22 protein-coding genes and 1 tRNA gene are annotated in these 25977 nt (G+C 52.4%); 17 read left to right on the forward strand and 6 right to left on the reverse strand.

What is annotated here, in order from left to right:
- The first annotated feature begins 133 nt into the window (after nt 1–133).
- From FE848_RS13055 to FE848_RS13130, 16 genes are all read left to right on the forward strand, one after another.
- On the forward strand, nt 134–427 hold the full coding sequence (locus FE848_RS13055) for a YeaC family protein (RefSeq protein ID WP_200203746.1): 294 nt from the start codon (nt 134–136) through the stop codon (nt 425–427).
- Between the two features lie 35 nt (nt 428–462).
- Nucleotides 463–1263 carry a DUF2797 domain-containing protein gene (locus FE848_RS13060; RefSeq protein ID WP_227714830.1) on the forward strand — a complete coding sequence of 267 codons (801 nt, stop codon included), beginning with the start codon at nt 463–465 and terminating at the stop codon, nt 1261–1263.
- A gap of 80 nt (nt 1264–1343) precedes the next feature.
- Nucleotides 1344–3995, forward strand: coding sequence for an aminopeptidase N (pepN, locus tag FE848_RS13065; protein ID WP_200203750.1), 2652 nt, complete (start codon nt 1344–1346; stop codon nt 3993–3995).
- A gap of 183 nt (nt 3996–4178) precedes the next feature.
- Complete coding sequence (locus FE848_RS13070; protein WP_200203752.1) at nt 4179–5567, forward strand: DUF1329 domain-containing protein; 1389 nt, start codon at nt 4179–4181, stop codon at nt 5565–5567.
- Nucleotides 5568–5729: 162 nt separating this feature from the next.
- Complete coding sequence (locus FE848_RS13075) at nt 5730–6878, forward strand: WD40/YVTN/BNR-like repeat-containing protein (RefSeq protein ID WP_227714794.1); 1149 nt, start codon at nt 5730–5732, stop codon at nt 6876–6878.
- 46 nt (nt 6879–6924) lie between these two features.
- A complete protein-coding gene (locus FE848_RS13080; RefSeq protein ID WP_200203754.1) occupies nt 6925–9309 on the forward strand; it encodes an efflux RND transporter permease subunit in 2385 nt (794 codons plus the stop codon).
- A 182-nt stretch (nt 9310–9491) separates the two neighbouring features.
- Nucleotides 9492–10475, forward strand: a complete 984-nt coding sequence (locus FE848_RS13085; protein ID WP_200203756.1) for a TAXI family TRAP transporter solute-binding subunit — start codon at nt 9492–9494, stop codon at nt 10473–10475.
- 87 nt (nt 10476–10562) lie between these two features.
- Nucleotides 10563–13172, forward strand: coding sequence for a TRAP transporter permease (locus tag FE848_RS13090; RefSeq protein WP_200203758.1), 2610 nt, complete (start codon nt 10563–10565; stop codon nt 13170–13172).
- Nucleotides 13173–13349: 177 nt separating this feature from the next.
- Complete coding sequence (gene thrS / locus FE848_RS13095; RefSeq protein WP_200203760.1) at nt 13350–15275, forward strand: threonine--tRNA ligase; 1926 nt, start codon at nt 13350–13352, stop codon at nt 15273–15275.
- Nucleotides 15276–15277: 2 nt separating this feature from the next.
- On the forward strand, nt 15278–15817 hold the full coding sequence (gene infC / locus FE848_RS13100) for a translation initiation factor IF-3 (protein WP_200204081.1): 540 nt from the start codon (nt 15278–15280) through the stop codon (nt 15815–15817).
- A gap of 96 nt (nt 15818–15913) precedes the next feature.
- The gene (gene rpmI, locus FE848_RS13105; protein ID WP_100639828.1) at nt 15914–16105 is read left to right on the forward strand and encodes a 50S ribosomal protein L35; all 192 of its coding nucleotides are present in this window, start codon (nt 15914–15916) and stop codon (nt 16103–16105) included.
- A 44-nt stretch (nt 16106–16149) separates the two neighbouring features.
- Entirely contained in the window at nt 16150–16503 is a 354-nt protein-coding gene (rplT, locus tag FE848_RS13110; protein ID WP_200203762.1) for a 50S ribosomal protein L20, read from the forward strand.
- A gap of 158 nt (nt 16504–16661) precedes the next feature.
- Nucleotides 16662–17660, forward strand: coding sequence for a phenylalanine--tRNA ligase subunit alpha (gene pheS, locus FE848_RS13115; RefSeq protein WP_200203764.1), 999 nt, complete (start codon nt 16662–16664; stop codon nt 17658–17660).
- Nucleotides 17661–17720: 60 nt separating this feature from the next.
- Entirely contained in the window at nt 17721–20093 is a 2373-nt protein-coding gene (gene pheT, locus FE848_RS13120; RefSeq protein WP_200203766.1) for a phenylalanine--tRNA ligase subunit beta, read from the forward strand.
- A 3-nt stretch (nt 20094–20096) separates the two neighbouring features.
- Complete coding sequence (ihfA, locus tag FE848_RS13125) at nt 20097–20399, forward strand: integration host factor subunit alpha (RefSeq protein ID WP_071264800.1); 303 nt, start codon at nt 20097–20099, stop codon at nt 20397–20399.
- On the forward strand, nt 20380–20745 hold the full coding sequence (locus tag FE848_RS13130; RefSeq protein WP_200203768.1) for a MerR family transcriptional regulator: 366 nt from the start codon (nt 20380–20382) through the stop codon (nt 20743–20745). The genes ihfA and FE848_RS13130 overlap by 20 nt, the downstream gene beginning before the upstream one ends.
- Before the next feature lie 88 nt (nt 20746–20833).
- On the opposite strand, the gene FE848_RS13135 is transcribed toward FE848_RS13130, so the two are convergent.
- The gene (locus FE848_RS13135; protein WP_200203770.1) at nt 20834–21022 is read right to left on the reverse strand and encodes a DUF2892 domain-containing protein; all 189 of its coding nucleotides are present in this window, start codon (nt 21020–21022) and stop codon (nt 20834–20836) included.
- A 117-nt stretch (nt 21023–21139) separates the two neighbouring features.
- Between FE848_RS13135 and FE848_RS13140 the strand changes: the two genes are divergently transcribed.
- Nucleotides 21140–21745, forward strand: a complete 606-nt coding sequence (locus FE848_RS13140; RefSeq protein ID WP_200203772.1) for a Crp/Fnr family transcriptional regulator — start codon at nt 21140–21142, stop codon at nt 21743–21745.
- A 44-nt stretch (nt 21746–21789) separates the two neighbouring features.
- Here the strand turns inward: FE848_RS13140 and FE848_RS18900 are convergent, their stop codons facing one another.
- The 5 genes from FE848_RS18900 to FE848_RS13165 form a co-directional block, all read right to left on the reverse strand.
- Nucleotides 21790–22926: a sulfate/molybdate ABC transporter ATP-binding protein gene (locus FE848_RS18900; RefSeq protein WP_200203775.1), complete on the reverse strand. Its 1137-nt coding sequence runs from the start codon at nt 22924–22926 to the stop codon at nt 21790–21792.
- On the reverse strand, nt 22926–23795 hold the full coding sequence (gene cysW / locus FE848_RS13150) for a sulfate ABC transporter permease subunit CysW (RefSeq protein WP_200203777.1): 870 nt from the start codon (nt 23793–23795) through the stop codon (nt 22926–22928). The genes FE848_RS18900 and cysW overlap by 1 nt, the downstream gene beginning before the upstream one ends.
- A 4-nt stretch (nt 23796–23799) precedes the next feature.
- Nucleotides 23800–24630: a sulfate/thiosulfate ABC transporter permease CysT gene (cysT, locus tag FE848_RS13155; protein ID WP_413785013.1), complete on the reverse strand. Its 831-nt coding sequence runs from the start codon at nt 24628–24630 to the stop codon at nt 23800–23802.
- 57 nt (nt 24631–24687) lie between these two features.
- On the reverse strand, nt 24688–25701 hold the full coding sequence (gene cysP / locus FE848_RS13160) for a thiosulfate ABC transporter substrate-binding protein CysP (protein ID WP_200203781.1): 1014 nt from the start codon (nt 25699–25701) through the stop codon (nt 24688–24690).
- A 163-nt stretch (nt 25702–25864) separates the two neighbouring features.
- Nucleotides 25865–25941, reverse strand: a tRNA-Pro gene (locus tag FE848_RS13165).
- Nucleotides 25942–25977 lie beyond the last annotated feature (36 nt).

Below are 25977 nucleotides of genomic sequence, written 5' to 3' on the forward strand. Positions count from 1 at the left end.
AGCTTATTGCTCCTGATGAGAGAGACCAAATGATACGACCTTCGTCATTTGGTGGAGCAATGATAATCATTATCGTTTGCATCTGTCAAACGATTACTCTACTTTTTCATGAAGGTTTTTTCAGGAGAACCGGATGACTTACGAAGAACTTATTGAGCGGCTCGATCCCAACGTTTATCAAAACCTGAAGCAGTCTATTGAGCTGGGAAAGTGGCCGGATGGTCGCAAGCTAACCCCGAAACAGCGAGAGATAAGCTTGGAAGCCGTCATCTACTACGAAAATCTGCATAACATCCCTGAGCAGGAGCGTGTGGGATATCTTGATCGTGGAGCCAAAGCCGGCACTGCATGTGACCCTTCAGTGCGTCGCAATCAGCCAGGCGGGAACAACGTCGATCCCAATCAGTTTGTTGAGGTCAAGTCTTGAGTGATCTTACGGATGTAACCGGGCGACTCAGAAAAATGCCCGCAGAAGCTGGCGACCCTGTGTCCTATATTCTCGCGATCGGCGATGCCCGGGTGGCAATGAATGAACTTATAGGCAAACCCTTGCGCTTCGACTATGACGGTCTCATACGTTGCATTAACTGCGACCGAACCACCAAAAAGAGCTTTAATCAGGGGTTTTGCTACCCCTGTTTCCGAAAGTTGGCGGCGTGCGACAGTTGCATTATGAGTCCTGAGAAGTGCCATTATCATCTGGGCACCTGTCGTGAGCCAGAATGGGGTGAAACCCATTGCATGATTGAGCATGTGGTGTACCTGGCCAACTCATCAGGCCTTAAAGTCGGCATAACCCGTGGCTCCCAGGTGCCAACACGCTGGATTGATCAGGGGGCGGTGGATGCAATTCCCATGCTGAGGGTGGCTACCCGGTATCTTTCGGGCCTTGTTGAAGTGGCTTGCAAGGAGCATGTGGCCGATCGCACGAACTGGCGTGCCATGCTCAGGGGGGATGTTACGGAGCTGGACCTTGTGCAAGAACGAGAGCGGATACTGGCATTGATTGCCGGCGATCTTGCCGCGCTGCGTGAAGAGCACGGACAGGACTCCATTCGCGAGGTGGGCGAGCAGGGGCTCGAGCTCAGTTACCCCGTGCAGACCTGGCCCGAAAAAATCAAGACTCATAACCTGGATAAAACACCGGAAGTGGAGGGGGTTCTTGAAGGCATCAAAGGCCAATACCTGATTCTCGACACCGGGGTGATCAATATTCGCAAGTTCACCGGTTATGAAGTCCGTTTCCGGGTAATGGGTTCTTAAGATACCTGCTGCCCGCCCTATCTGATATTGCCTGATCGGCCCCGTATGGGCCGCTCAGGCTGGAAATCTGGAGACTATCAATGCGCACCAATCAGCCAACAACCATCCGCCTGAGCGAATACAAGGTGCCTGCGCACCTGGTAGATGCCGTCGACCTTCGCTTTGAGCTCTTTGACAATGGTGCAAGGGTGCACAGCACTTTAACGGTGCGCCGGAATCCGGAGTCCGCTGAGGAGTTTGCGCCCCTGGAGTTGGATGGCGATAGCCTCAAACTGGAACAGGTTATTTTGGATGGCCGGGAGTTGATGGCAGGTAATGACTATGATGAAACCGGTGCACAACTTGTTATAGCCAGGGTGCCCGCCCAGTTTGAATTAACAGTCGTAACCTGGATTGAGCCGCAGAACAACACCCGTCTTGAAGGGTTGTACAAATCTTCAGGAATGTTTTGCACCCAATGTGAAGCCGAGGGTTTCCGCTGCATTACCTATTTCCCGGATCGTCCCGATGTGATGGCGCGATACCGCACCCGTATTGAGGCAGACAAGGCGAGTTGCCCGGTGTTGCTGTCCAACGGCAATGACGTGGACAGAGGTGATCTCGAAGGTGGTCGCCATTTCGTAACCTGGGAAGATCCATTTCCCAAGCCGAGCTACCTGTTTGCTCTGGTGGCCGGCGATCTGGTGGAAAAACAGGATACCTTTACAACCTGTTCCGGCCGGGAAATCGATTTGCGCATATTTGTCGAGCCACGTAATGCTGCCAAGTGCCAGCATGCCATGGACTCACTCAAGCGCTCCATGCGATGGGATGAAGAGGTGTATGGTCGCGAGTACGACCTGGATATCTTCATGATTGTTGCCGTCGATGACTTCAATATGGGAGCCATGGAGAACAAGGGTCTGAATATTTTTAACTCGTCCTGCGTCTTGGCAAGCCAGGAAACCGCAACCGACCTTGCGTTTCAGCGCATTGAATCCATTGTTGCCCATGAGTACTTCCATAACTGGTCTGGTAACAGGGTAACCTGCCGTGACTGGTTTCAGTTGAGCCTGAAGGAGGGGTTCACAGTATTCCGGGATTCTACCTTCTCTGCCGACATGGGCTCGCCAACGGTAAAGCGCATTGAAGACGTAATCCTGCTGCGCACGGCTCAGTTTGCCGAAGATGCCGGCCCGATGGCACATCCAGTGCGGCCGGCCTCGTACATGGAAATAAGTAACTTCTATACCCTGACCATTTATGAAAAGGGTGCGGAGGTGGTACGCATGATTCATACCCTGCTGGGGCCAGAGCTTTTCCGCAAGGGCAGTGATCTGTATTTCGAGCGCCATGATGGGCAGGCGGTCACCACCGATGATTTTGTGAAGGCGATGGAAGACGCATCCGGTCGGGATCTTACCCAGTTCCGCTTGTGGTACGACCAGGCGGGGACACCAGTGCTAACGGTGTCAGACGACTATGATTCCGAGCGCGGTGTGTACAGTCTCAAGATACAGCAGGCAATTCCTGATACGCCAGGGCAGACGAACAAGAAACCACAGCATATTCCTTTCGCTTTGGGCCTGCTGGGCGCGGAGGGGGAGGCTTTGCCTCTAAGGCTGGTGAGTACAGAAGATGCGGCGAGTGCGCCAACCGAACGGGTTCTTGAGCTAACAGAGGCAAGCCACACGTTTGAGTTTCATGGTCTGTCGCAGAAGCCCGTGCCTTCGTTGCTTCGCCATTTTTCCGCGCCTGTGCGGCTGGTCTACCCATGGAGCCGAGAGCAGCTTGTATTTTTGATGAGCCATGATCCGGATGGCTTCAATCGTTGGGATGCCGGTCAGCGACTTGCTGTTGATGTAATCCAGTCACTGGTGGATTCCTCCGGGGCTGTTGATATTGATTCTCGCCTGGTGGAGGCATACCGAACCTTGCTGGCAGACAGGACGCTGGATCAGGCGCTGGTGGCGAAAATGCTCCATCTGCCTTCTGAGGCCTATCTGATTGAGCTGGCGGATAGCCCGGATGTGGCGGCAATTCACCGGACGCGCGAACAGGTGCTGAGCCATCTTGCAACCTCTCTCAGGGGTGAGTTGGTCGCCTGCTATCACCGTAATATGGATGACGGAGAGTACGAGGTAACACCTGAATCCGTCGCTCGTCGAAGCCTGAAGAATACGGCGCTCGCCTGGTTGCTGATGATCAACGACAATACCGGGCGCGATCTGGCTCTTCAGCAACTCCGCGAGGCCGATAACATGACCGATCGTATGGGTGCACTGAGAGCGTTGGTTAACTCGGATTATGCAGAGGAAAGAAGCCAGGCCCTGGCAGATTTCTACGAGCACTTCCAGAGCGATCCCCAGGTTGTGGAGCAGTGGTTCTCCGTGCAGGCATCCAGCGACAGGGCGGGTCAGTTACCGCAGATCCAGGCGCTTCTGAAACATCCAGCCTTTGACTGGAAAAACCCCAACAAGATACGTTCCGTTATTGGGGTGTTTGCAGGTCAGAATCTTGCGGCCTTCCATAATCCCGACGGGTCAGGCTATTCATTCCTTGCTGATCAGGTGTGTCGACTTGACGACAGCAATCCCCAGATTGCGGCACGGCTGGTTGCACCGTTGACGCGCTGGAAGAAGTTTGCACCTGCCTACAGCGCACTTATGCGTACTGCACTTGAACGGATTCGCGACAAGGCAGAGCTTTCGGCAGATCTTTATGAGGTTGTGCACAAAAGCCTTGAAGCCTGAGGTTTGGCTGGGGAAGGGGGCTGGCTGTGATTGATCGCACTTGATTACAGCCAGATACAAAATCGCACTTTCGATCGATAGACAACCTTGACGAATCGGCTAATCTGGTGGAAAGCCTGCCTTTCCATCAGGCAATAATAAAAAAGCCTTCCCATGGGCTTCCAGTTGAATTCAGGGCAATATATGAATCATAAAAAGAGTGCGATACTCGGGGGCTTGCTCGCCCTCACGATAGCATCATCCCCCTCTTGGGCTGCAGTTTCCTCCAGCGAAGCTTCCCGTCTCGGCAAGGACCTTACACCGTTTGGCTCCATCAAGGCTGGCAATGAATCCGGCACTATTCCGGAATGGACCGGCGGACTGACAGTGCCTCCGGCTGGCTATAAGGGGTCGGGGCAGCACCATATTGACCCCTTCCCGAACGACGAAGTGCTATTCACCATCAACGCGTCCAATAAAGATCAGTATGCAGAGCATCTGACGGACGGTGTTATGGCAATGTTTGAAACTTACCCGACAAGCTTCCGCATACCGGTCTACAAATCCCGTCGTACCCATGCAGTACCTGAGTGGGTGGCAGAGAACACCCGCGAGAATGCGGTGCAGGCGGAGATTGTTGGTAAGGGTGAAGGCCTGAAAGGTGCCTATGGCGGCTATCCGTTCCCCATTTTGAGTGGCAATGACGAGCAAAAAGCCTGGCAGGTTATCTGGAATCACCTGACCCGCTGGCGCGGAATTTCAGGCACGCGTCGCTCCAGTGAAGTTGCGGTCCAGAGCAATGGTGATTATTCGCTCGTGACCTCTCAGCAGGAAGCATTTTTCAACTTCTATAACCCTGAGGCGGATGAAAGTGAACTGGATAATATCATTTTCTACTACATCTCTTTCACTCAGTCTCCGCCCCGCCTCGCGGGCAGCGCCATCCTTATTCATGAAACCCTGAACCAGATCATCAGCCCGCGGAATGGTTGGGGTTATAACGCTGGGCAGCGCCGTGTAAGACGAGCTCCGAACCTGGGTTATGACTCTCCGATTGCATCGGCGGACAACCTTCGCACGGCGGATGACTCGGATATTTTTAACGGTGCTCTTGATCGTTATGACTGGACCTATGAAGGTTTGAAAGAAGTCTATGTTCCTTATAACAACTACCGTATTGGTGAAAAGGGTACCCGTTATTCGGAAATACTGGGTATGTCGCACATAAACCCGGACCTTACGCGCTGGGAGTTGCATCGTGTGCACGTGGTTGAGGCGACCCTGAAAAAAGGAGCGCGCCATATTTACGGAAAGCGTCGCTTTTACGTAGATGAGGACAGCTGGAACACCATACTACTGGACCAGTACGACGGTCGCGGCGAGTTGTGGCGCGTAACTATGGGTATCGCAAAAAATTATTATGAACTTCCAGGTGTGTGGACGGTCCTGGACGTCTATCATGATTTACAGGCCCGTCGTTATCATGTGCTTGGTCTGGATACGGAAGAACCCAATACTCGGGTCTTGACCGATGATATTCCGAACAAGCGTTACTATTCTCCGGCCTCCTTGCGCCGTCGGAGTGTTCGCTAAGGCGCGTGCTCAATTTATCAGTAGCGGGCTAAAACCGTAGTCTCCATGTTTGAGTCTGCGGGACAACATGCCGGTAACCCCAGGTGCCGGCATGTTTGCCGTTAATTGCCGGAGCTACCGGCCAGAGACTTACAGTTAAAAACAACACAATAGGCAATTTGAATGGCTAAAAGGTTGATGTGCAAGACGCTGGGGGCAGCCTGCCTCGGGCTTTCCATGGTTTGGACCGCGCCAGCCGCATTTGCGATTGCGGATCTCATTGAAACTCCGGCCCGCCAAACTGATCTGGCACCCACGAAACTCCTCAATGACGCCGCGCGCGCAGGCGATCGCATAGTTGCAGTGGGGGAGCGGGGACACATCATATATTCGGATGATGACGGGCAAACCTGGGTGCAGGGCAGTGTGCCCGTGTCCGTTACCTTGACCGCTGTGGATTTCGGTACCGAGACACACGGCTGGGCCGTTGGTCATAGCGGCGTAGTGCTTCATACCGAAGATGCCGGAGAGAACTGGAGCCTTCAGCTTACCGGAACCGATGCCTCCAAACTGGCTATTGAAAGTAAGGAAGAGCAGGTCGCGGCCATGGAGGAGCGCATTGAAGAGGCGCCTGAATCCGAAAAGGCCGATCTTGAGTGGGCAATGGATGACCTGGTGTTTGTTATAGAAAACATGCAGTCAGACCTGGATATCGGCCCGGTAAACCCATTGCTCGGCGTATGGTTTGAGGATGACCAGCACGGCTTTGTCATAGGCGCCTATGGCATGATCCTGCGCACAGAAGATGGCGGTCGTACCTGGAGCGACTGGGCATCGCAGATCCAGAATGCCCAGAACTTTCACCTCAATGGCATGGCTCGTATTACCGGCGGAGCGCTTGTTATTGTTGGAGAGGCTGGGCAAATCCACGTTTCTGTCGATGGTGGAGACACCTGGGAGCGGCGCGAGAGTCCGTATGAGGGCTCGCTGTTTGGAGTGATAGGAACCGGTCAGGTTAACGAGCTTCTGGCCTTTGGCCTGCGTGGCAACATGCTCTTTTCAGCCGATCTGGGAAAAACTTGGCGCATGGTGCCTAACAGTGCAGGTGCTACGCTTAATGATGGTTCAGTGGCTGATGACGGCCGGATAACTCTGGTTGGAAATGGTGGCACGGTGCTTATGAGCACCAATGGCGCAGAGTCATTTCGTGAGCACTTCCGGAATGATCGCGCAGGCATTATGAGTGTTGTTCCGGTATCTGGAACCAATCTTCTTGTTGTGGGTGAAAGCGGCGTGAAAATTACTGACGCGCGCGGAAAGAACCTTCAATAACGCCCTGATGTGGCAACAACTGAAAAAATAATAGAGGGGCTTTTGAATGTCCAACCCGAACCATGACAGGGGTGAACACTACCTGACAACGCCTAAGGCAGAACCGTTTCTGGAGCGCCTGATTTTCAATAATCGGGCCGTAATCCTTATTGGCTTCCTGCTGTTGACGGTGTTTTTGGGCTATAACGCTGTAAAAATCCAGCCGGATGCGAGTTTTGAGCGAATGATCCCGCTTGAGCACCCGTATATCATCAATATGCTGGATCACCGGAACGACCTGGAAAACCTTGGCAACTTTGTACGTATTGCTGTGGAAACCAAAACCGGTGATATCTTTTCTGCGGAGTACATGGAAACTCTGAAGCAGATCACCGATGAGGTTTTTTATCTTAACGGTGTGGACCGCTCGGGCCTGAAAACCCTGTGGACGTCAAACGTTCGATGGGTAGAGGTCACGGAGCAGGGCTTCCAGGGCGGCAACGTTATTCCCGATGACTACGATGGCTCGCCGGCAAGTCTGGAAAATCTTCGCCAGAACATACTTCGTTCTAATGAAGTGGGGCGGCTGGTATCAGATAATTTCCGATCCACGATCGTGTACGCACCTCTGTATGAAAAGAATCCTGAAACCGGGGAGCCTCTGGATTACGCAACGTTTTCCCGGGATCTGGAAGAGAAAATACGGACCAAGTACGAAGCGCAAAACCCGAACATAAAAATTCATATTGTCGGTTTTGCTAAAAAAGTTGGCGACCTGATTGAGGGTATTGGGTCGATAGCCTGGTTTGCTGGCATTACCATTCTACTGACAACCCTGCTGTTGTTCTGGTACTCCCGCTGCATCACCGGCACGTTGGTGCCTGTGTTCACCTCGATTGTTGCGGTGTTCCTGCAGTTAGGAGCCTTGAGGCTTTTGGGATACGGGCTCGACCCTTATTCGGTACTCGTGCCGTTCCTTGTATTTGCCATTGGTATCAGTCACGGCGTACAAATCGTAAATGCCATGGCGGTTGAAGCGGCGAAAGGCTTTGATGCTGTAACTGCTGCTCGCCTGGCATTCCGGGCGCTTTATATTCCGGGCATGTTGGCGCTGGTTTCCGATGCGTTTGGCTTCCTCACACTGTTCTTCATCGAAATTGATGTTATTCGGGATCTGGCCATTGCGGCCGGTTTGGGTGTGGCTTTTGTTATCATCACCAACCTGGTGCTCCACGTACTGATCATGTCTTACCTTGGTATTTCCAAGGGTGGCGTGCGCCACGTGCAGAATCACGGCGAAAAGCAGGATCGCAAATGGCGCCTGATGTCCTACTTTGCGCACCCCGGTGTCGCTCCAATTTCACTGCTTATTGCTGTGGTTGGTCTGGGTCTTGGCCTCTACTACAAGCAGGACCTTAAAGTTGGGGATCTGGATCAGGGCGCTCCTGAGCTTCGTGCCGACTCGCGCTACAACCTGGATAATGCCTATATCATCGACAACTACTCTACGAGTGCCGATGTATTGGTTGTGATGGTGAAAACTCCAGAAGAGCAGTGCACCCAGTACAATGTGTTACGTGCTATGGATTCACTGCAGTGGGAGCTTCAAAACACTCCTGGCGTTCAATCCTCTGCTTCGCTTGCTGACGTGTCCAAAATCGTTACCAAGGCTTTGAACGAGGGGAACTGGAAGTGGTATGAAATTTCCCGCAACCAGACCATCATCAACGCATCCATCCGTGAGGCGCCGTCCGGCCTTATCAACACCACGTGTAGCCTGACGCCTGTGCTGGTTTTTCTTGAAGACCACAAGGCAGAGACCCTGGAGACAGTGGTTGAGCGGGTGGAAGAATTTGCCAACAATAACAGTAATGATGAACACACGTTCCTGCTTGGCGCCGGTAACGCTGGTGTTGAAGCGGCTACCAACGAGGTTATCGCCAACGCCAAGGATATGATGCTAATCCTGGTTTACAGTGTGGTGAGCTTGCTGTGCTTTGCGACCTTCCGTTCTGTGAGAGCTGTGCTGTGTATTGTTGTCCCGTTAGGGCTGACATCGATTCTTTGTGAAGCGATCATGGCCGTGTCGGGTATTGGTATCAAGGTGGCAACCCTTCCGGTTATAGCACTTGGTGTAGGTATCGGTGTGGATTACGGTATCTATATTTACAGCAAGCTTGAGAAGTATTTGCTGGATGGCAAACCACTTCAGGAAGCTTACTTCGAAACTCTGCGTTCAACCGGTAAGGCCGTTATGTTTACCGGTGTTACACTTGGGCTTGGCGTAGTGACCTGGATCTTCTCGCCAATCAAGTTCCAGGCAGATATGGGCTTCTTGCTGTTCTTCATGTTCCTCTGGAATATGATTGGCGCAATCTGGCTGCTTCCTGCGCTTGCGCGATTCTTGCTACGGCCAGATCAAATGGTCGCCAAGGCTCGTGCTGCCAAATAGGAATGTCTACAACAAAAAAGCCCGCTTATGTGGGCTTTTTTGTTGTCCACTCAACTGGTTAGCGTGCTACCTCAAGCTTTATTTATGACGCAAAGTGGTCTATGTTCTATGGTGAGCGTGACACTTGCCCCCGTGCTCAGGCGGGCAGTTGATTACAACGATGATAATAAGGAATGATTCATATGACACTGAAACTTAAAGCCTCTGCATTTGCTATTGCTGCGGCTGTTACCTTGGGTGCTGCTTCTACCGCTGTTTCTGCGCAGGAGCAACGCTTTGTTACTATCGGAACCGGTGGTGTTACCGGTGTTTATTATCCGGCGGGTGGTGCTATTTGCCGCTTGGTCAATATGGATCGCAAAGAACACGGCATCCGCTGTTCCGTTGAGAGCACCGGCGGTTCTGTATATAACCTGAACGCAATCCGCCAGGGTGAATTGGATCTTGCCGTTGCCCAGTCTGACTGGCAGTACCACGCCTTTAACGGAACCAGCCAGTTCAAAGACGACGGTCCTAACAAGAAGCTTCGTGCTGTGTTCTCACTGCACCCTGAACCGTTCACCGTAGTCGCTAGCAAAGGCTCAGGCATCAAAAACTTTGAAGACCTTGCCGGAAAGCGGGTTTCTGTGGGTAACCCGGGCTCAGGCCAGCGCGCCACAGCCGAAGTGCTGATGAATGAAATGGGCTGGACCATGGATAAGTTCTCGCTGGCAGCTGAGCTCAAAGCGGCTGAGCAGTCCCAAGCCCTGTGCGATGGCAACATCGATGCATTCTTCTACACCGTGGGCCACCCATCTGGTGCTATCAAAGAAGCAACTACGTCTTGCGACAGCGTACTGGTAAATGTTTACAACAACTCAGCCAAAAAGCTGATCGATGACAACCCGTATTACCGGAAAGCCGTTATCCCGGGAGGCATGTATCGTGGCTCTGATAACGACGTAACCACCTTTGGTGTTGCAGCAACCTTCGTATCGTCAACGGATGTGCCCGACGACGTAGTATATGAAGTGGTTAAGGCAGTATTCGAGAACTTTGACAGCTTCAAGCGTTTGCACCCTGCATTCGCGAATCTGAACAAGAGTGAAATGGTAGCTGATGCTTTGAGTGCTCCGTTGCACCCAGGTGCGGCTAAGTACTACAAGGAAGCTGGCCTGATCGAATAATTCGATCCCAAGCACTTGAGTTGGCTGCGGGCAATCCCTGCCCGCAGCTTTAATTTTTCTATCGTTTCCCTCTGACAGGATTCTGCTATGACCAATAGCGACCCGAGAGCCGGGGATGGCATCGATAAGCAGAAGGTAGAGGAGTTTCTTCAAACCGAATCCGGTGGAAGGGCTGCAACTGGATCTGCTGCGATCATCCTTTTTGGTGTTCCTTTGCTCTGGTCTCTTTTCCAGCTTTGGATAGCATCACCACTACCCTATATTTTCGAATTTGGCGTGCTCAACTCTACAGAGTCGCGTTCGATTCACTTGGCATTCGCATCATTCCTGGCGTTTGCGGCTTTCCCAATGATCCGGGGGAAGCAGACGAATAAAGTGCCGATTTACGATTGGTTGCTGGCCCTCGCAGCTGCAGGGACAGCCTCATATCTTTACGTTTTCTATGATCAACTGGCAAGTCGCCCAGGATCCCCTAATACACAGGATCTTGTGGTTGCTCTGGCGGGCCTGGTTCTGTTGCTGGAGGCCACACGCCGCGCGCTGGGCTTGCCGCTGACGATTGTTGCCGGGGTCTTCATCATATACTCCCTCGCTGGCCCCCACATGCCAGATGTGATCTCCCACAAAGGGGCGAGCCTCAATAAGTTGGCTTCGCATCAGTGGTTGGGCACCGAAGGTGTTTTCGGTGTTGCTTTGGGCGTTTCAACCAGCTTTGTATTCCTGTTTGTGCTGTTCGGTGCACTGCTTGAGCGTGCCGGCGCCGGGAATTATTTCATCAAAGTTGCTTACGCCATGCTCGGCCACATGCGTGGAGGGCCCGCCAAAGCGGCGGTTGTTGCCAGTGGTCTCAGTGGCATTATTTCCGGTTCCTCGATTGCCAACGTGGTCACCACGGGTACCTTCACCATCCCGCTTATGAAGAAGGTCGGTTTTCCAGCCACCAAAGCGGGTGCGGTAGAAGTTGCAGCCTCGACCAACGGGCAGCTAACGCCGCCTATCATGGGCGCTGCAGCATTTTTGATGGTTGAATATGTGGGTATTTCTTACCTTGAGGTGATCAAGCACGCCATTCTTCCAGCAATGATTTCCTACGTGGCGCTGATTTATATCGTGCACCTTGAAGCCTGCAAAATGAACATGATCGGTGTGGAGCGCTTGAACAAGCCGACACTCGCTCAGCGCATGCTTGTGTGGGTGATGATTCTGCTAGGGCTGAGCGTGCTTACACTGGCTGTGTATTACGGCGTGGGTTGGATGAAAGACGTGTTCGGCAGCGCAGCTATGTGGGTGCTTACGCCCCTGCTGATAGCGATTTACATCGCACTTGTGGGCTATGGATCGAGGTTCCCGGACCTGGAGGATGATGATCCGAACGCACTTATGGATCAATTGCCCCCGGTGGGGCCAACGGTGAAAACCGGTCTGTATTTTCTTTTGCCTGTTGTGGTGCTGGTTTGGTGCCTCACGGTTGAGCGGTTCTCGCCGCAGCTGTCAGCATTCTGGGCCACGGTGTTCATGGTGTTTATCATTATTACCCAACGGCCGTTGAAAGCTTTCTTCAAAAACAGCGGTGATTATTTTGGTGGCCTGAAGCAGGGTGGAGTAGACCTGACCCAGTCACTGGTCACTGGCGCCCGCAACATGGTGGGCATTGGTGTGGCCACTGCCACTGCGGGTATCGTGGTGGGCACTGTGACATTGACCGGTATCGGCCTGGTTATGACGCAGTTCGTAGAGTTTATCTCCGGCGGTAACCTGCTTCTGATGCTGAGCTTCACCGCTGTCATCAGTTTGATTCTCGGTATGGGACTGCCTACTACGGCTAACTATATTGTGGTGTCTACCTTGATGGCGCCGGTCATCGTTACTCTGGGCGCAGAAAACGGCTTGTTGGTACCACTGATTGCCGTGCACCTGTTCGTGTTCTATTTCGGCATACTGGCTGATGACACGCCTCCGGTGGGATTGGCGGCTTACGCTGCTGCAGCGATTTCCGGGGCGGATCCGATAAGAACGGGTATACAAGGCTTCACCTACGACATACGGACAGCGATTCTGCCGTTCATGTTCATCTTCAACACTCAGTTGTTGCTGATCGGGCTAACTGGCTGGTTCGACTTGTTGGTGACTGTATTTAGTGCCGTGACTGCAATGTTGGTGTTCTCTGCAGCTACCCAGGGCTTCTGGTTTACCAAAACCCGTTGGTGGGAAACCATTGGCCTTCTGCTGATTACCTTCACTCTGTTCCGTCCCGGTTTCTGGTGGGATGAGATATACCCGCCCACTAACGACCGTCCCGGTTCGGAGTTAATGCAGCACATTGATGAAGTGGCACCAGGTCAGCCCATTATTCTGCAGGCCACCGGTATGTCGCTGTCAGGTGACGATGTCTCCAAATACCTGAAGTTGCCACTGCCTGCAGCCGAAACGCCAGAGAAGCGGCTGGCGGCGGCAGGGCTGGAGGTATCTGAAGCCGGTGACGTGATGAACGTCGAGTTCGTCAATTTTGGCAGCGATGCTGAAAAGGCGGGACTCAACTTTGGCTGGACGATAGATATAGTACAGGTGAAAAACCCACGTCCACCTAAAGAGTTGATGTTCATTCCAGCGCTGCTTTTGCTCGCGCTTTTGGCCTTTGTGCAGTTACGACGAAGGGCGGGTGAGGGCGAGCGGCCAGCATTCGTTCCCTCCCCATAGGCAGGCCAGCAAGTATCGTAAAGGCGCAGTAAGGCCCTAAGTAAACCCCGGCATTAACCCGTCGGGGTTTTTTCTGTTAAACTACGCCCCGAAACGGCTCGCGGTTTGTATCGCGGAACGCCGTAACCATGTGATCTCTGGTATAGATCACCGCTGAGTAATTAACAGGAGCTTTTCATGCCCGTCATAACCCTGCCGGATGGCAGTCACCGTAGTTTCGCAGAACCCGTTACCGTACACGATGTCGCCGCTGACATTGGAGCTGGCCTCGCAAAAGCCGCACTTGCCGGCAAAGTAGATGGCCAGCTTGTGGATACCAGCTATCGGATCGAGCAGGATGCCGAGCTTGCCATTATCACTGAGCGCGATGAAGACGGTGTTGATGTTATCCGCCACTCTACCGCTCACTTGCTTGCGATGGCGGTTAAAGAGCTGTTTCCTTCAGCTCAGGTGACTATCGGTCCGGTTATAGACAACGGCTTCTACTACGACTTCAAATTCGACCGGCCTTTTACCAATGAGGATCTGGCCCGAATTGAAAAGCGCATGGAAGAGCTCGCCAAACAGGATATACCCGTATCCCGCTCTGTGCTTTCCCGCAGTGAAGCGGTAAAGCTGTTTGATGAGATGGGCGAGGAATATAAAGTTCGGATTATTGAAGATATTCCGGGTGATGAAGATCTGTCCTTCTATCGCCAGGGCGACTTCATCGATCTTTGCCGGGGCCCTCACGTGCCCAGCACCGGCAAGCTTAAAGCATTCAAGCTGACCAAAGTTTCTGGCGCATTCTGGCGTGGCGATACCAACAACGAGCAGCTGCAGCGGGTTTATGGCACTGCCTGGGGTAACAAAAAAGACCTCAAAGCCTACCTGCATCGCCTGGAGGAAGCAGAAAAGCGCGACCATCGGAAACTTGGTAAAAAACTCGACCTTTTCCATATGCAGGAAGAGTCTCCAGGTATGGTGTTCTGGCACCCGGACGGCTGGACCGTTTATCAGGAAATTGAGCAGTACATGCGCTCAATCCTTCATCGCCATGGCTATAAAGAGATCAGAACGCCCCAGGTTGTCTCCCGCAGCTTGTGGGAGAAGTCCGGGCATTGGGACAAGTTCCGTGATGATATGTTTACCACGGAATCTGAAAAGCACGATTTCGCCATCAAGCCGATGAACTGCCCCTGCCATATTCAGGTGTTCAATCAGGGTTTGAAGAGCTACAAAGACCTTCCTCTGCGGCTCGCTGAGTTCGGCTCTTGCCATCGTAATGAAGCTTCTGGTGCGCTGCACGGCTTGATGCGGGTGCGTGGGTTTACTCAGGACGATGCCCACATTTTCTGTGAAGAAGATGCGATTCAACCGGAAGTGTCAAAGTTTATCGAGCTTCTCCATGAGGTGTATGAAGACTTCGGCTTTGAGGAGATTCTGTACAAACTTTCTACCCGCCCGGAAAAGCGTGTGGGGTCAGATGAAGTTTGGGATAAAGCTGAGGCCGCACTGGAAGAAGCCCTGAATCGCGAAGGAGTGGATTGGGAGCTGCTGCCGGGCGAAGGTGCGTTCTATGGCCCGAAAATCGAGTTTTCTCTCAAGGACTGTATCGGACGGGTGTGGCAGTGTGGCACTATTCAGGTAGATTTCTCTATGCCTGGCCGCCTTGGTGCCCAGTATGTTGCAGATAACTCCGAGCGCAAAACGCCAGTTATGTTGCATAGAGCAGTACTTGGCTCTTTTGAGCGGTTTATTGGTATCCTGATTGAAGAGTATGAGGGCGCGTTCCCTACATGGCTTGCTCCAACTCAGGTCGCAATTCTCAATATTACCGATAATCAGCGTGATTATTGTCAGGATCTGGCGAAAAAGTTGGATTCTTTGGGTTTTAGGGTTAATGCTGACTTGAGAAACGAGAAGATCGGCTTTAAAATCCGCGAGCATACAATTAACAAAGTTCCCTTTCTTGCCGTTGTCGGCGATAAAGAAGTCGAAAACAACGCCGTTGCGGTGAGAACCCGCAAAGGTGAAGATTTGGGAACCCTATCGCTTGAAGCGTTCGAACAACTTCTGAAAGAAGATGTTGAGCGCAAGGGCAGAATCAAGACGGAGATTTAACTATTAAACAGCGAACGAATCGGGGTGGGCGTACTCCAAAGGCGCCGATCAATGAGAATATTGATGCAACTGAAGTCCGCCTGATAGATGCCGAGGGCACGCAGGTAGGTGTAGTTCCGATCGCAGAGGCCCTCAAGATGGCAGAGGAGGCGACCCTGGATCTGGTACAGGTTACAGATTCCGATCCGATCGTCTGTAAAATAATGGACTATGGCAAAAAGGTCTTCGACGAGAAAAAGGCGAAGGCTGCTGCCAAGAAGAAGCAGAAACAGACGCAAGTCAAAGAGCTTAAGTTCCGACCAGGAACTGAAGAAGGGGATTATCAGGTAAAACTACGCAACCTGGTACGTTTCCTTGAAGGCGGGGACCGCGGCAAGATCACTATCCGGTTCCGTGGCCGTGAGATGGCACACCAGGAAATTGGTATGAAGCTCATGGAGCGCATCGAGGCAGATATCGAAGCGTTGGCGCAGGTAGAAATGCGCCCGAAAATGGAAGGCCGTCAGATGACCATGATTGTGGCTCCCCGCAAAAAGAAGTGAATCTGATTCAGTGATGAATCCCCTGCCTGTCGGTAGGGGTTTTGTCGTTCAGGTTCATATTGATGTATTAAAAAACAGAATGCGGAGTTTTAAAAAATGCCTAAGATGAAAACGAAGAGTGGAGCGGCCAAGCGGTTCAAGAAAACTGCTACCGGCTTCAAGCACAAGTCAGCCTTCACCAGTCACATCCTGACCAAGAAGAGCCCTAAGCGTAAGCGTCAGCTGCGTGGTACTTCATTGGTTGCCAAATCTGATGTGGCATCCGTAAAGCGTATGCTCCGTAAGTAACGCAGCAAACACTCTCAACGGTTTTAAGGTAGAAGGATTAAGGTATGGCTCGTGTTAAACGTGGCGTGGTTGCACGTCGTCGTCACAAGAAGATTTTAAAGCAGGCCAAGGGTTACTACGGCGCTCGTAGCCGTGTATTCCGCGTTGCCAAGCAAGCGGTTATCAAAGCCGGTCAGTATGCGTATCGCGACCGTCGTAACCGTAAGCGTGCTTTCCGCGCACTGTGGATTGCTCGTATCAACGCTGGCGCCCGGGCTAACGGCCTGTCTTACAGCCGTTTGATCGCTGGCCTGAAAAAGGCAAATGTTGAGATCGATCGTAAGGTTCTGGCCGATCTGGCCATGAACGAGCAGCAGGCGTTTGCCGCTGTTGTTGAGACGGCAAAAGCATCTCTCTGATCGCTTAGCTCTTTCATCGATTACGAATCGAGCCGGTGCCAAGCGCAGATTTATTCGCGTATCAGGCGCCGTTTAATAGGGGAAGGGCACGCTCTTCCCCTATTTTTGTTTAAAGATTTCTTTTTTGAAATCCTCATTTCTGGTTTGGAGCAGGGTCAATGGAAAACCTGGAGCAACTGGTTCAGGACGGTTTAACGGCGGTCGAAAAAGCCGACAGCTTGCAGGCGCTTGATCAAATTCGTGTTGAATATCTTGGCAAAAAAGGCGCTATTACCCAGCAGGCCAAAACCTTGGGTAAGCTTTCCGCCGAAGAGCGACCCGCCGCCGGCCAGAAGATAAATGAGGCGAAAGGACAGGTTGAACAGGCGATTAACGTCAAACGCAGCGACCTGGAGCGAGTTGCCATTGAGCAAAAACTTGCTGGCGAATCCATTGATGTAAGTTTGCCCGGACGAGGTCAGGACTTGGGTGGATTGCATCCGGTGACTCGCACACTGCAGCGTATCGAAGAATTCTTCTCCCGTGCCGGCTACACCGTAGAGCAAGGCCCGGAGATTGAGGACGATTACCACAACTTCGAAGCGCTCAATATTCCTGGCCACCACCCGGCCCGTGCTATGCACGATACTTTCTATTTCAATCCCGGTACCTTGTTGCGCACCCATACCTCTCCAGTGCAGATTCGCACCATGGAGGCTGGTAAGCCGCCGTTCCGTATGATTTGCCCGGGGCGTGTGTATCGTTGCGATTCGGATATGACCCACACCCCTATGTTTCATCAGGTTGAGGGGCTGCTGGTTGAGAAAAATGTCAGTTTTGCTGATCTGAAGAGCACAGTAGAGGAATTTCTACGGGTGTTTTTTGAGCGTGATCTTCAGGTTCGTTTCCGGCCATCTTATTTCCCGTTTACCGAACCTTCTGCTGAGGTGGATATTGAGTGGGGGCGCGAAGCCGATGGCAGTATCAAATGGCTTGAGGTTATGGGGTGCGGCATGGTTCACCCGAACGTGTTTGGGCACTGCGGTATTGATGCCGAGGAATATCGCGGCTTTGCATTCGGCATGGGCGTTGAGCGCCTGGCGATGCTCCGCTATGGCGTGAACGACCTGCGTATGTTCTTCGAGAATGATTTGCGCTTTTTACGCCAATTCCGTTAATAACACGTTTTACGGCATCCGAATTAAACGTCGAAACCGCATCAGAACAAGGCATTTACCATGAAATTCAGTGAGCAGTGGCTGCGCGAATGGGTCAACCCGGAAATCAACTCCCAGGAGTTGATGGATCAGATAACCATGGCAGGGTTGGAAGTCGATGGCTTCGAACCTGTGGCTGGCAAATTTGAGGGCGTCGTCGTTGGAGAGGTTCAATCTGTTGAGCCTCATCCGGACGCAGACAAACTGCGTGTATGCCAGGTAAGCGATGGCACCCAGGTTATTCAGGTTGTGTGTGGGGCCCCTAATGTACGTCAGGGTCTGAAGGTACCTTTTGCAGTGGTTGGTGCAGTGTTGCCCGGTGATTTTAAAATCCGCAAGGCCAAGCTTCGCGGCCAGCCGTCTGAAGGCATGCTGTGCTCTGAGTCTGAGCTGGGTTTGTCTGAAAGCCATGAGGGCTTGATGGAGTTACCCTTTGATGCACCCGTCGGAGCATCCTTGAGTGACTATCTCAAGCTGAATGATGTGGCCATTGATGTGGATTTGACTCCCAACCGTAGCGATTGCCTTTCAATTAAAGGTATTGCCCGTGAGGTTGGCGTTCTGAACAGCCTGGTTCCAGAGGCTCCGCAGATTGAGCCAGTAGAAGCTGTGCACTCAGAAGTTCCCGATATCCGCGTGGATGCACCGGAAGGTTGCCCCCGCTACCTGGGGCGTATTCTCCGAAATGTGAACCTCCAAGCCGAAACACCCTTGTGGATGCAGGAAAAGCTCCGCCGTTCCGGCGTGCGTTCGATTGATGCAGCTGTGGATGTGACCAACTTCGTGATGCTGGAGCAGGGCCAGCCAATGCATGCGTTTGATCGCGATGAAATCAGTACGGGCATTATTGTTCGTATGGCGCGCCCCGCTGAAAAGCTGGTTCTGTTGGATGGGCAGGAAGTCGAGCTTACTGAGCAGACGTTGGTGATTGCCGACCATGAAAAGCCAATAGCCATCGCAGGCATTATGGGTGGCGAGCACTCGGGTGTAAGTGCAAAAACCCGTGATTTGGTACTCGAGGCAGCCTATTTCGACCCGATTACGCTTGCGGGCAAGGCCCGTCACTTTGGCTTGCATACAGACGCCTCTCATAGGTTTGAGCGTGGGGTAGATTACGAGCTTGCCCGTGACGCTATGGAGCGAGCTACCCAGCTGCTGATGGATATCGTAGGCGGTGAGCCTGGAGAAATCGTTGAAGTGTCCAGCGCCAAGCATTTGCCAAAGGCGCGCTCAATTGACTTGCGATCCAAACGCTTGGCGGATGTGCTCGGTCTGGAAATTGACCGCACAACGGTTGAGGAAATTCTTATCCGGCTAGGATTTCGTGTTGATAAACTCCTGAAGGATGGCTGGCGGATTATGGTGCCCAGCTTCCGTCCGGATATATCCATTGAGGAAGACCTGATTGAAGAAGTTGGCCGCATCTATGGTTACAACAATCTTCCGGTCACCGAACCTACGGGCTCTCTCGGGTTGCGTGTAAATGACGAAGCAACCCGGCCAGTGTCTGCCATACAGAATTACTTTGTTTCTCATGGCTACCAGGAAGCGATTACCTACAGTTTTGTAGATCCGAAAGTACAAGCACAGGTGGATCCCGAGCATGAAGGTATTGCTTTGGCGAATCCTATTTCTTCGGATTTGTCCGTTATGCGAACCACTCTCTGGAGTGGTTTGCTGAAAACGGTTGCTCACAATCAGAATCGTCAGCAACCACGGATACGTTTGTTCGAGACAGGTTTGCGCTTTTTGCAGGATGGCCAGAGAATTGATCAACAGCCCATGTTGGCAGGTGTTGTTGTTGGCCCCCAATATCCTGAAAACTGGGTAAACGGTCGCAGAACTGCAGATTTTTTTGATGTAAAAGGTGAATTGGAAGGTCTTTTCAGTTTGCTGGGTATTCAAATCGGGTTTGTTGGCAGCCGGCACCCGGCTTTACACCCAGGTCAGACTGCTGAGCTAATCCGGGATGGGGAGCATGTAGGATGGCTGGGCACACTGCATCCACAAGTTCAGAAAAATCTTGAACTTAATGGCACCATTCTAATGTTTGAGCTATCCTTGAATTCGGTCATTACGGGATATGTGCCTAATTTCAAAGAAATTTCGAAATTCCCGGAAGTTCGACGGGATTTGGCGATTATTATTGGTAATGATGTCTCGTTTGCTGACGTAGAGCGTGTAGCCCGCAAGCATGCCGGCGAGCGATTAACAGCGTTGCGTGCGTTTGATGTTTATGAAGGTGAAAGTCTGGGCGAGGGTAATCGTAGTCTGGCTCTCAGTTTGTTCTGGCAGCATCCTGAACGCACGTTGAATGAAGATGAAGTGCATTCGCTCTTTAATGGTGTTATCAACGCACTGAAGGAAGAGCTGGGGGCAACACTGAGGAGTTGAGACATGGCGGCTTTGACGAAAGCGGAAATGGCAGAGCGCTTGTACGAGGAATTGGGCCTGAACAAACGCGAAGCCAAGGAAATGGTGGAAGCTTTTTTCGATGAGATCAGAGGCGCACTCAGCCACAACGAACAGGTAAAACTGTCGGGTTTTGGTAATTTCGATCTGCGGGATAAAAAACAGCGTCCTGGCCGAAACCCGAAAACTGGTGAAGAAATTCCGATAAGCGCACGACGTGTTGTTACGTTTCGCCCGGGCCAGAAACTGAAACAGAAAGTAGAAGCGTATGTTGGAACCCAGTCATAACAACGAACTCCCTACGATTCCCGGGAAGCGTTACTTTACGATAGGTGAAGTCGCAGAGCTGTGTGCGGTTAAGGCACACGTACTGCGTTATTGGGAGCAAGAGTTTCCGCAGCTGTCACCAGTCAAGCGTCGCGGTAACCGCCGTTATTATCAGCGTGCTGATGTGATAACCATCAGGCAGATACGCAGCTTGCTTTACGAGCAGGGCTATACCATCGGTGGTGCGAAGCAGAAGCTGAGTAGCCACGAAGTGAAAGACGACACAACTCAGTACAAGCAGCTTATTCGTCAAATGATTACCGAGCTGGAAGACGTCCTGGACGTGCTCAACGCCCCAGTAAAATAGACCGTGTAATTAAGTAGAAAAGCCGAAGCGATTTACCATCACTTCGGCTTTTCTGTATCTTGTATCCGGTCTTAGCCAGATTCGTTGCTTACTGCTTTTTGCAGGTTTTGATGCCGAGCAGTGAATAAGCAGGGCAGTTGCCCAGCAGAGCGGTCGCCAGTGGCACAATACCAATCCAGCCCCAAGGTGTTTGTGGCCCAACAAACACCAACGCCAGAAGCACAATGCCGACAATGGCGCGAATAATTCTGTCCGCAGAACCCATATTAATGCTCATAATCCATTCTCCTGTGTTGGTATGAGGCTACAGTTGTCACTTTAGCCCTCACCGTGAGTCCGTTCAGTGATAAAGTCACACTGACCCCTTCATTATTCAATGCCCATGGAAGAGTTCATGCTACAGCACAGTATTCTGGAGACGTTGCCCCGGGAGCTTCAAAAAGAAGCCCTTGAGAGTATTCAGGTTATGCGATTCCCGCCAGGTAAGATCCTGTTCCGGGCCGGAGAGCATTGCCAGGGCTTGCCCCTGATGCTCAGCGGTGCAATCAAAGTGCAGATGACGGGCGTGTCTGGTAACAGTATTGTGCTTTATCGCATGGGAGCCGATGACATTTGCACCTTGTCTATCGGTTGCCTGATGACAGGGTATGGCTATCGGGCAGAAGCTATCGTGGACGAAGAGGCTGAGGCAGCAATGGTTCCCCGGGGGCTATTTGACCGGCTGATGGACCAGTCTGCCGCCTTCCGTCTTGGAATAATGGAGTCATACGGACGCCGGCTGGATGACCTGATGCTCCTGGTAGAGGAAGTGGCATTTCGCCGAATGGATGAGCGCCTTGAAGAATGGCTTCAGGCTCGCAAAAGCCCAATACACATCACCCATCAGGAGCTGGCTGTTGAGCTCGGCACCGCCCGAGAGGTTGTTAGCCGGCTTTTGAAGGAGCTTGAGCGCAAGGGGCGGGTGAGCTTGGCGCGAGGGAGGATTGATGTCTCAGGTTAAGATTACAAGCGCCCCGAAGGTTTAGTCCGGAGCGCCCAAAGTGCTCAGTTGATCAGGCGAATTCTGGGTGACAGCTTAGCCTCATCCCAGTTAACTGTTGCCGGCTGAGTGTCTTTGCCGGTAAACAGGTGCCCAACCTCTGGTATGGCATAACGCAGATCGCCACGAGTTGGGCGTTGCTGGTTAAACTCCGCATGGCTGATGCCAACTTCCCAGATGTTATCTGAGCCTTCACTCGCCCAGCCCTCTGGGCGCAACTCAACGCGCACTTCGGATCCAATCAGGCTAACGGCTTCGATGCGCAGTGGAAGATTGGCGTGTGCGGCAGGCGCTGTGGCCAGGCGTACTTCATGGGGCCGCAGGTAGAGCTGAGCAGTGCCTTGGTGCTGGATGTCCGGAACTGTTACCCAGGCGCTGCCCTGGCTCAAGGTGCCATGCTTGATGTCACCAGACAGCACATTTACCTGCCCGAGGAAGTCGAACACGAAGCGGCTGTCTGGTCGGGCGTAAAGCTCAGTTGGCTCGTTCACCTGTTCCACATTGCCTTGGCTCATGACCACTACCTGATCCGATAGCTCCAGAGCTTCTTCCTGATCGTGAGTCACGAAAATGCTGGTGAAATGGAATTCATCGTGCAAATTGCGCAGCCAGCGCCGCAGGTCTTTACGCACCTTGGCATCCAGTGCACCAAAAGGCTCGTCCAAAAGCAGAATTTTGGGTTGTGTTGCAATGGAGCGGGCAAGGGCTACACGCTGTTTTTGACCGCCAGAGAGCTGAGCGGGGAAGCGATTGGCCAAATGCGGCAACTGAATCATTTCCAGCAGCTCGCCAACTCGCTTTTGAATCTCTGCTTTGGATGGACGCTGTTTCCGCGGCAGTGAATCCAGACCAAACGCTATGTTCTGTGCCACGGTCATGTGGCGGAAAAGGGCGTAGTGCTGGAACACAAAACCTATGTTTCGGTCACGTACGTGCAGCTTGGTTACATCTTTGCCCGAGAAACTGACTCGTCCGCTATCGGCAGACTCGAGGCCGGCAATAATGCGCAAGAGCGTTGTTTTGCCAGAGCCGGAAGGGCCAAGGAGTGCGGTCAGTTTGCCTTCAGGAATATTCAGAGAGACGTTGTTGAGCGCCTGGAACTTCCCGAAACGCTTGTTGATGCCATCAACAGTGATAGTCATTACGCTGTCTCCTCTGTTTGCAGACGATTCAGGGAGCGTGTCTGCCGCCATTCCACGAAACCTTTTACAGCCAGCGTAAATACAGCGATGCCGGCCAGTAGCGAGGCGCTCGCAAAAGCGCCAACAATATTGTAATCCTGGTACAACAGCTCGACGTGCAGGGGGAGCGTGTTGGTTTGTCCGCGGATATTGCCGGACACTACCGATACAGCGCCAAACTCGCCCACTGCCCGAGCGTTAGTCAGTACTACTCCGTAAATCAGCGCCCATTTGATGTTGGGCAGTGTGATTGTGCGGAATATTCTCCAGCCAGAAGCGCCCAGCACCACACCAGCCTCTTCTTCTTCGCTGCCTTGCTGCTGCATCAGCGGTATCAACTCGCGGGCAACAAATGGGCAGGTAACGAACACAGTAACCATCACAATGCCGGGCCAGGAGAACATCAGCTGCATGTCGTAACCAGCAAGCCAGCCGCCAACCCAGCCGTTACGACCGTAGAGCAGAAGGTATAACAAGCCCGCAACAACCGGAGATACCGCAAACGGAATATCAATCAGAGTGATCAGTAGTTTGCGGCCGGGAAAACGAAAGCGTGTGACAAGCCAGGCCAGTGCAGTGCCAAAAACCAGGTTAAGGGGCACGGTAAGCGCAGCCACAAACAGCGTCAGGCCGATAGCATGCAGCGTGTACTGGTCCGTCAGGTTGTCTGCCAGGGTTCCCCAGCCAGCGCCCAGAGCCTCAACAAAAATCACAAGTAATGGCACGATCAACAAAGCTAGCGCTATAGCGACAGCAATGCCGATCAACAGCCATTTTATTGCCGGGCTATCGCCAACACGCCGGTGCCGGGAAGATTGGGAGGCATTCATGGATTTAGCGCCCCTCTATGCGTTTAAGGTAGCGGGCCTGCCACAGGGTGATTGCAAAAAGCATCACTAGCGACACCATCAGTACCACGGAAGCTATGGCACTGGCGGCGGCATAGTCGTATTCCTGCAAGCGGACAAAAATCATCAGGCTGGTGACTTCGCTCACGTAAGGCATGTTGCCTGCAATAAAGATAACGGCACCGAACTCACCGAGGCTGCGGGTAAACGACAAGGCCACGCCAGTCAGCAGAGCCGGCCAAAGGGCAGGGAAGATTACCCGGCGGAACACCAGGCCATCGCTGGCGCCCAGGCTCACGGCTGCCTCTTCGTCTTCAAGCGCGAGTTCTTCAAGAACCGGCTGAACTGTGCGAACTACAAACGGCAGACTGGTAAACGCCATGGCCACAACTATTCCTACAGGCGTAAAGGCAACCTCAATTCCCAGCTTGCTCAGCCATTGCCCGTACCAGCCATTCTCTGCAAACAGTGTAGCGAGAACGATGCCCGCTACAGCAGTGGGCAGGGCAAACGGTAAATCAACGACCGCATCAATCAGTCGTTTTCCCGGAAATTCGTAGCGCACCAGAACCCAGGCCAGAAGTAATCCGAAGATGCCGTTAAACAGTGAGGCCGCCAGTGCTGCAAGGGCGGTAACTTTGTAAGAGGCGACTACCCGAGGGTCAGTGATTACAAACCAGAACTGATCGAAGCTCATGGCAGAAACTTCCATCACCAGCCCAGTGAGTGGCAGCATCAGGATAAGGCTGATAAACAAAAGCGAAATACCGAGGCTCAAACCGAACCCCGGTAGTACCCGCTTGCTGCGGTTTCCGATCCGTGGCCAGCGCTGAGAGGAGACTACAGCGCCGGCCTGGTTAGCCGTGGACATGAATTACCGCCGGCGTTGCAGTTGGTCGAGTTTGCCGCCACTGGCAAAGTGCTCTTTGGTGGCGTTTTCCCAGCTGCCGGCAATGGCATCGATGGGCAGCAGTTTTACTTCAGGAAAGCGATCTGAAGTTTCTTGCTTCACGGTCTCGTTATGAACCCGATAGTTGAATCCAGCCAGCAGGCGCTGGGCGTCTTCACTGTACAGGTGCTCAAGATAGGCTTTCGCAAGATCCTCGGTTTTGTTCTGCTTCACGTATTCATCGATCCAGGTAACCGGGAACTCTGCCAAAAAGCTTACTTTTGGCGTTACAACTTCATATTCACCATTGTCGTAGCGATCTGCCAAATTCAGTACTTCTGATTCAAATGTCAGAAGAACATCACCAATTTCACGCTCAATAAATGTAGTGGTTGCACCACGCCCGCCGCTGTCGAATACCTTTACGTGCGAAAGGAAATCCTGCAGGAAACTATCAATTTTTGTCTGGTCGTCGCCAAAGCGGTCCTGGGCGTAACCCAGGGCAGCCAGGTAAGTGTAACGGCCGTTGCCTGAGGTTTTCGGGTTGGGCATAACCAGGGCCACATCTTCTTTAATCAGGTCGTCCCAGTTTTGAATGTTTTTCGGGTTACCCTTGCGAACCAGAAACGCCATGGTGGAGTAGTAGGGCGAGCTGTTATTAGGCAGACGCTCGGCCCAGTTCTCCGGAATCAGGCCGCCACGAGTGTGCAGGATATCGATATCCGTAACCTGGTTGAAAGTCGCTACGTCTGCTTTCAAGCCCTGGATGATGGCCTGTGCCTGCTTTGAGGAGCCAGCGTGAGACTGGCTAACTTCAAGCGTTTCACCGGTTTTCTCTTCCCAGTACTGGTTGAAGTGCACGTTGTAAGCCGCAAACAGTTCCCGGGCAATGTCATAGGAGGTGTTAAGCAGCTCTCGATCGGCGGACACAGCCGGTTGTGCAAAAAGTGAAGCGCCTAGCGCAAGACCGGTAACCAGGCCCTTGAGTTTACTTGGCATGACAATCCCCTAAACCAGATGATTTGATGGTGGGTAATTTACCAAAGTCATCTTAAGTCTTGAAAGAATATAAAATGATTTATTCAGATCAATATGGAATAAGCGGGGGTGTGTCAGATATAAAAAAAGGGCACATCCAAAGATGTACCCTTTTCGTGATATTTGGTCGGGACGGTAGGATTTGAACCTACGACCCCTTGCACCCCATGCAAGTGCGCTACCAAGCTGCGCTACGCCCCGATTCGCTAATTTATGCCGTTACAAAGCTTGGCTTTG

The sequence above is a fragment of the Marinobacter sp. 1-3A genome, assembly GCF_016597775.1.
GTDB lineage: Bacteria > Pseudomonadota > Gammaproteobacteria > Pseudomonadales > Oleiphilaceae > Marinobacter > Marinobacter xiaoshiensis.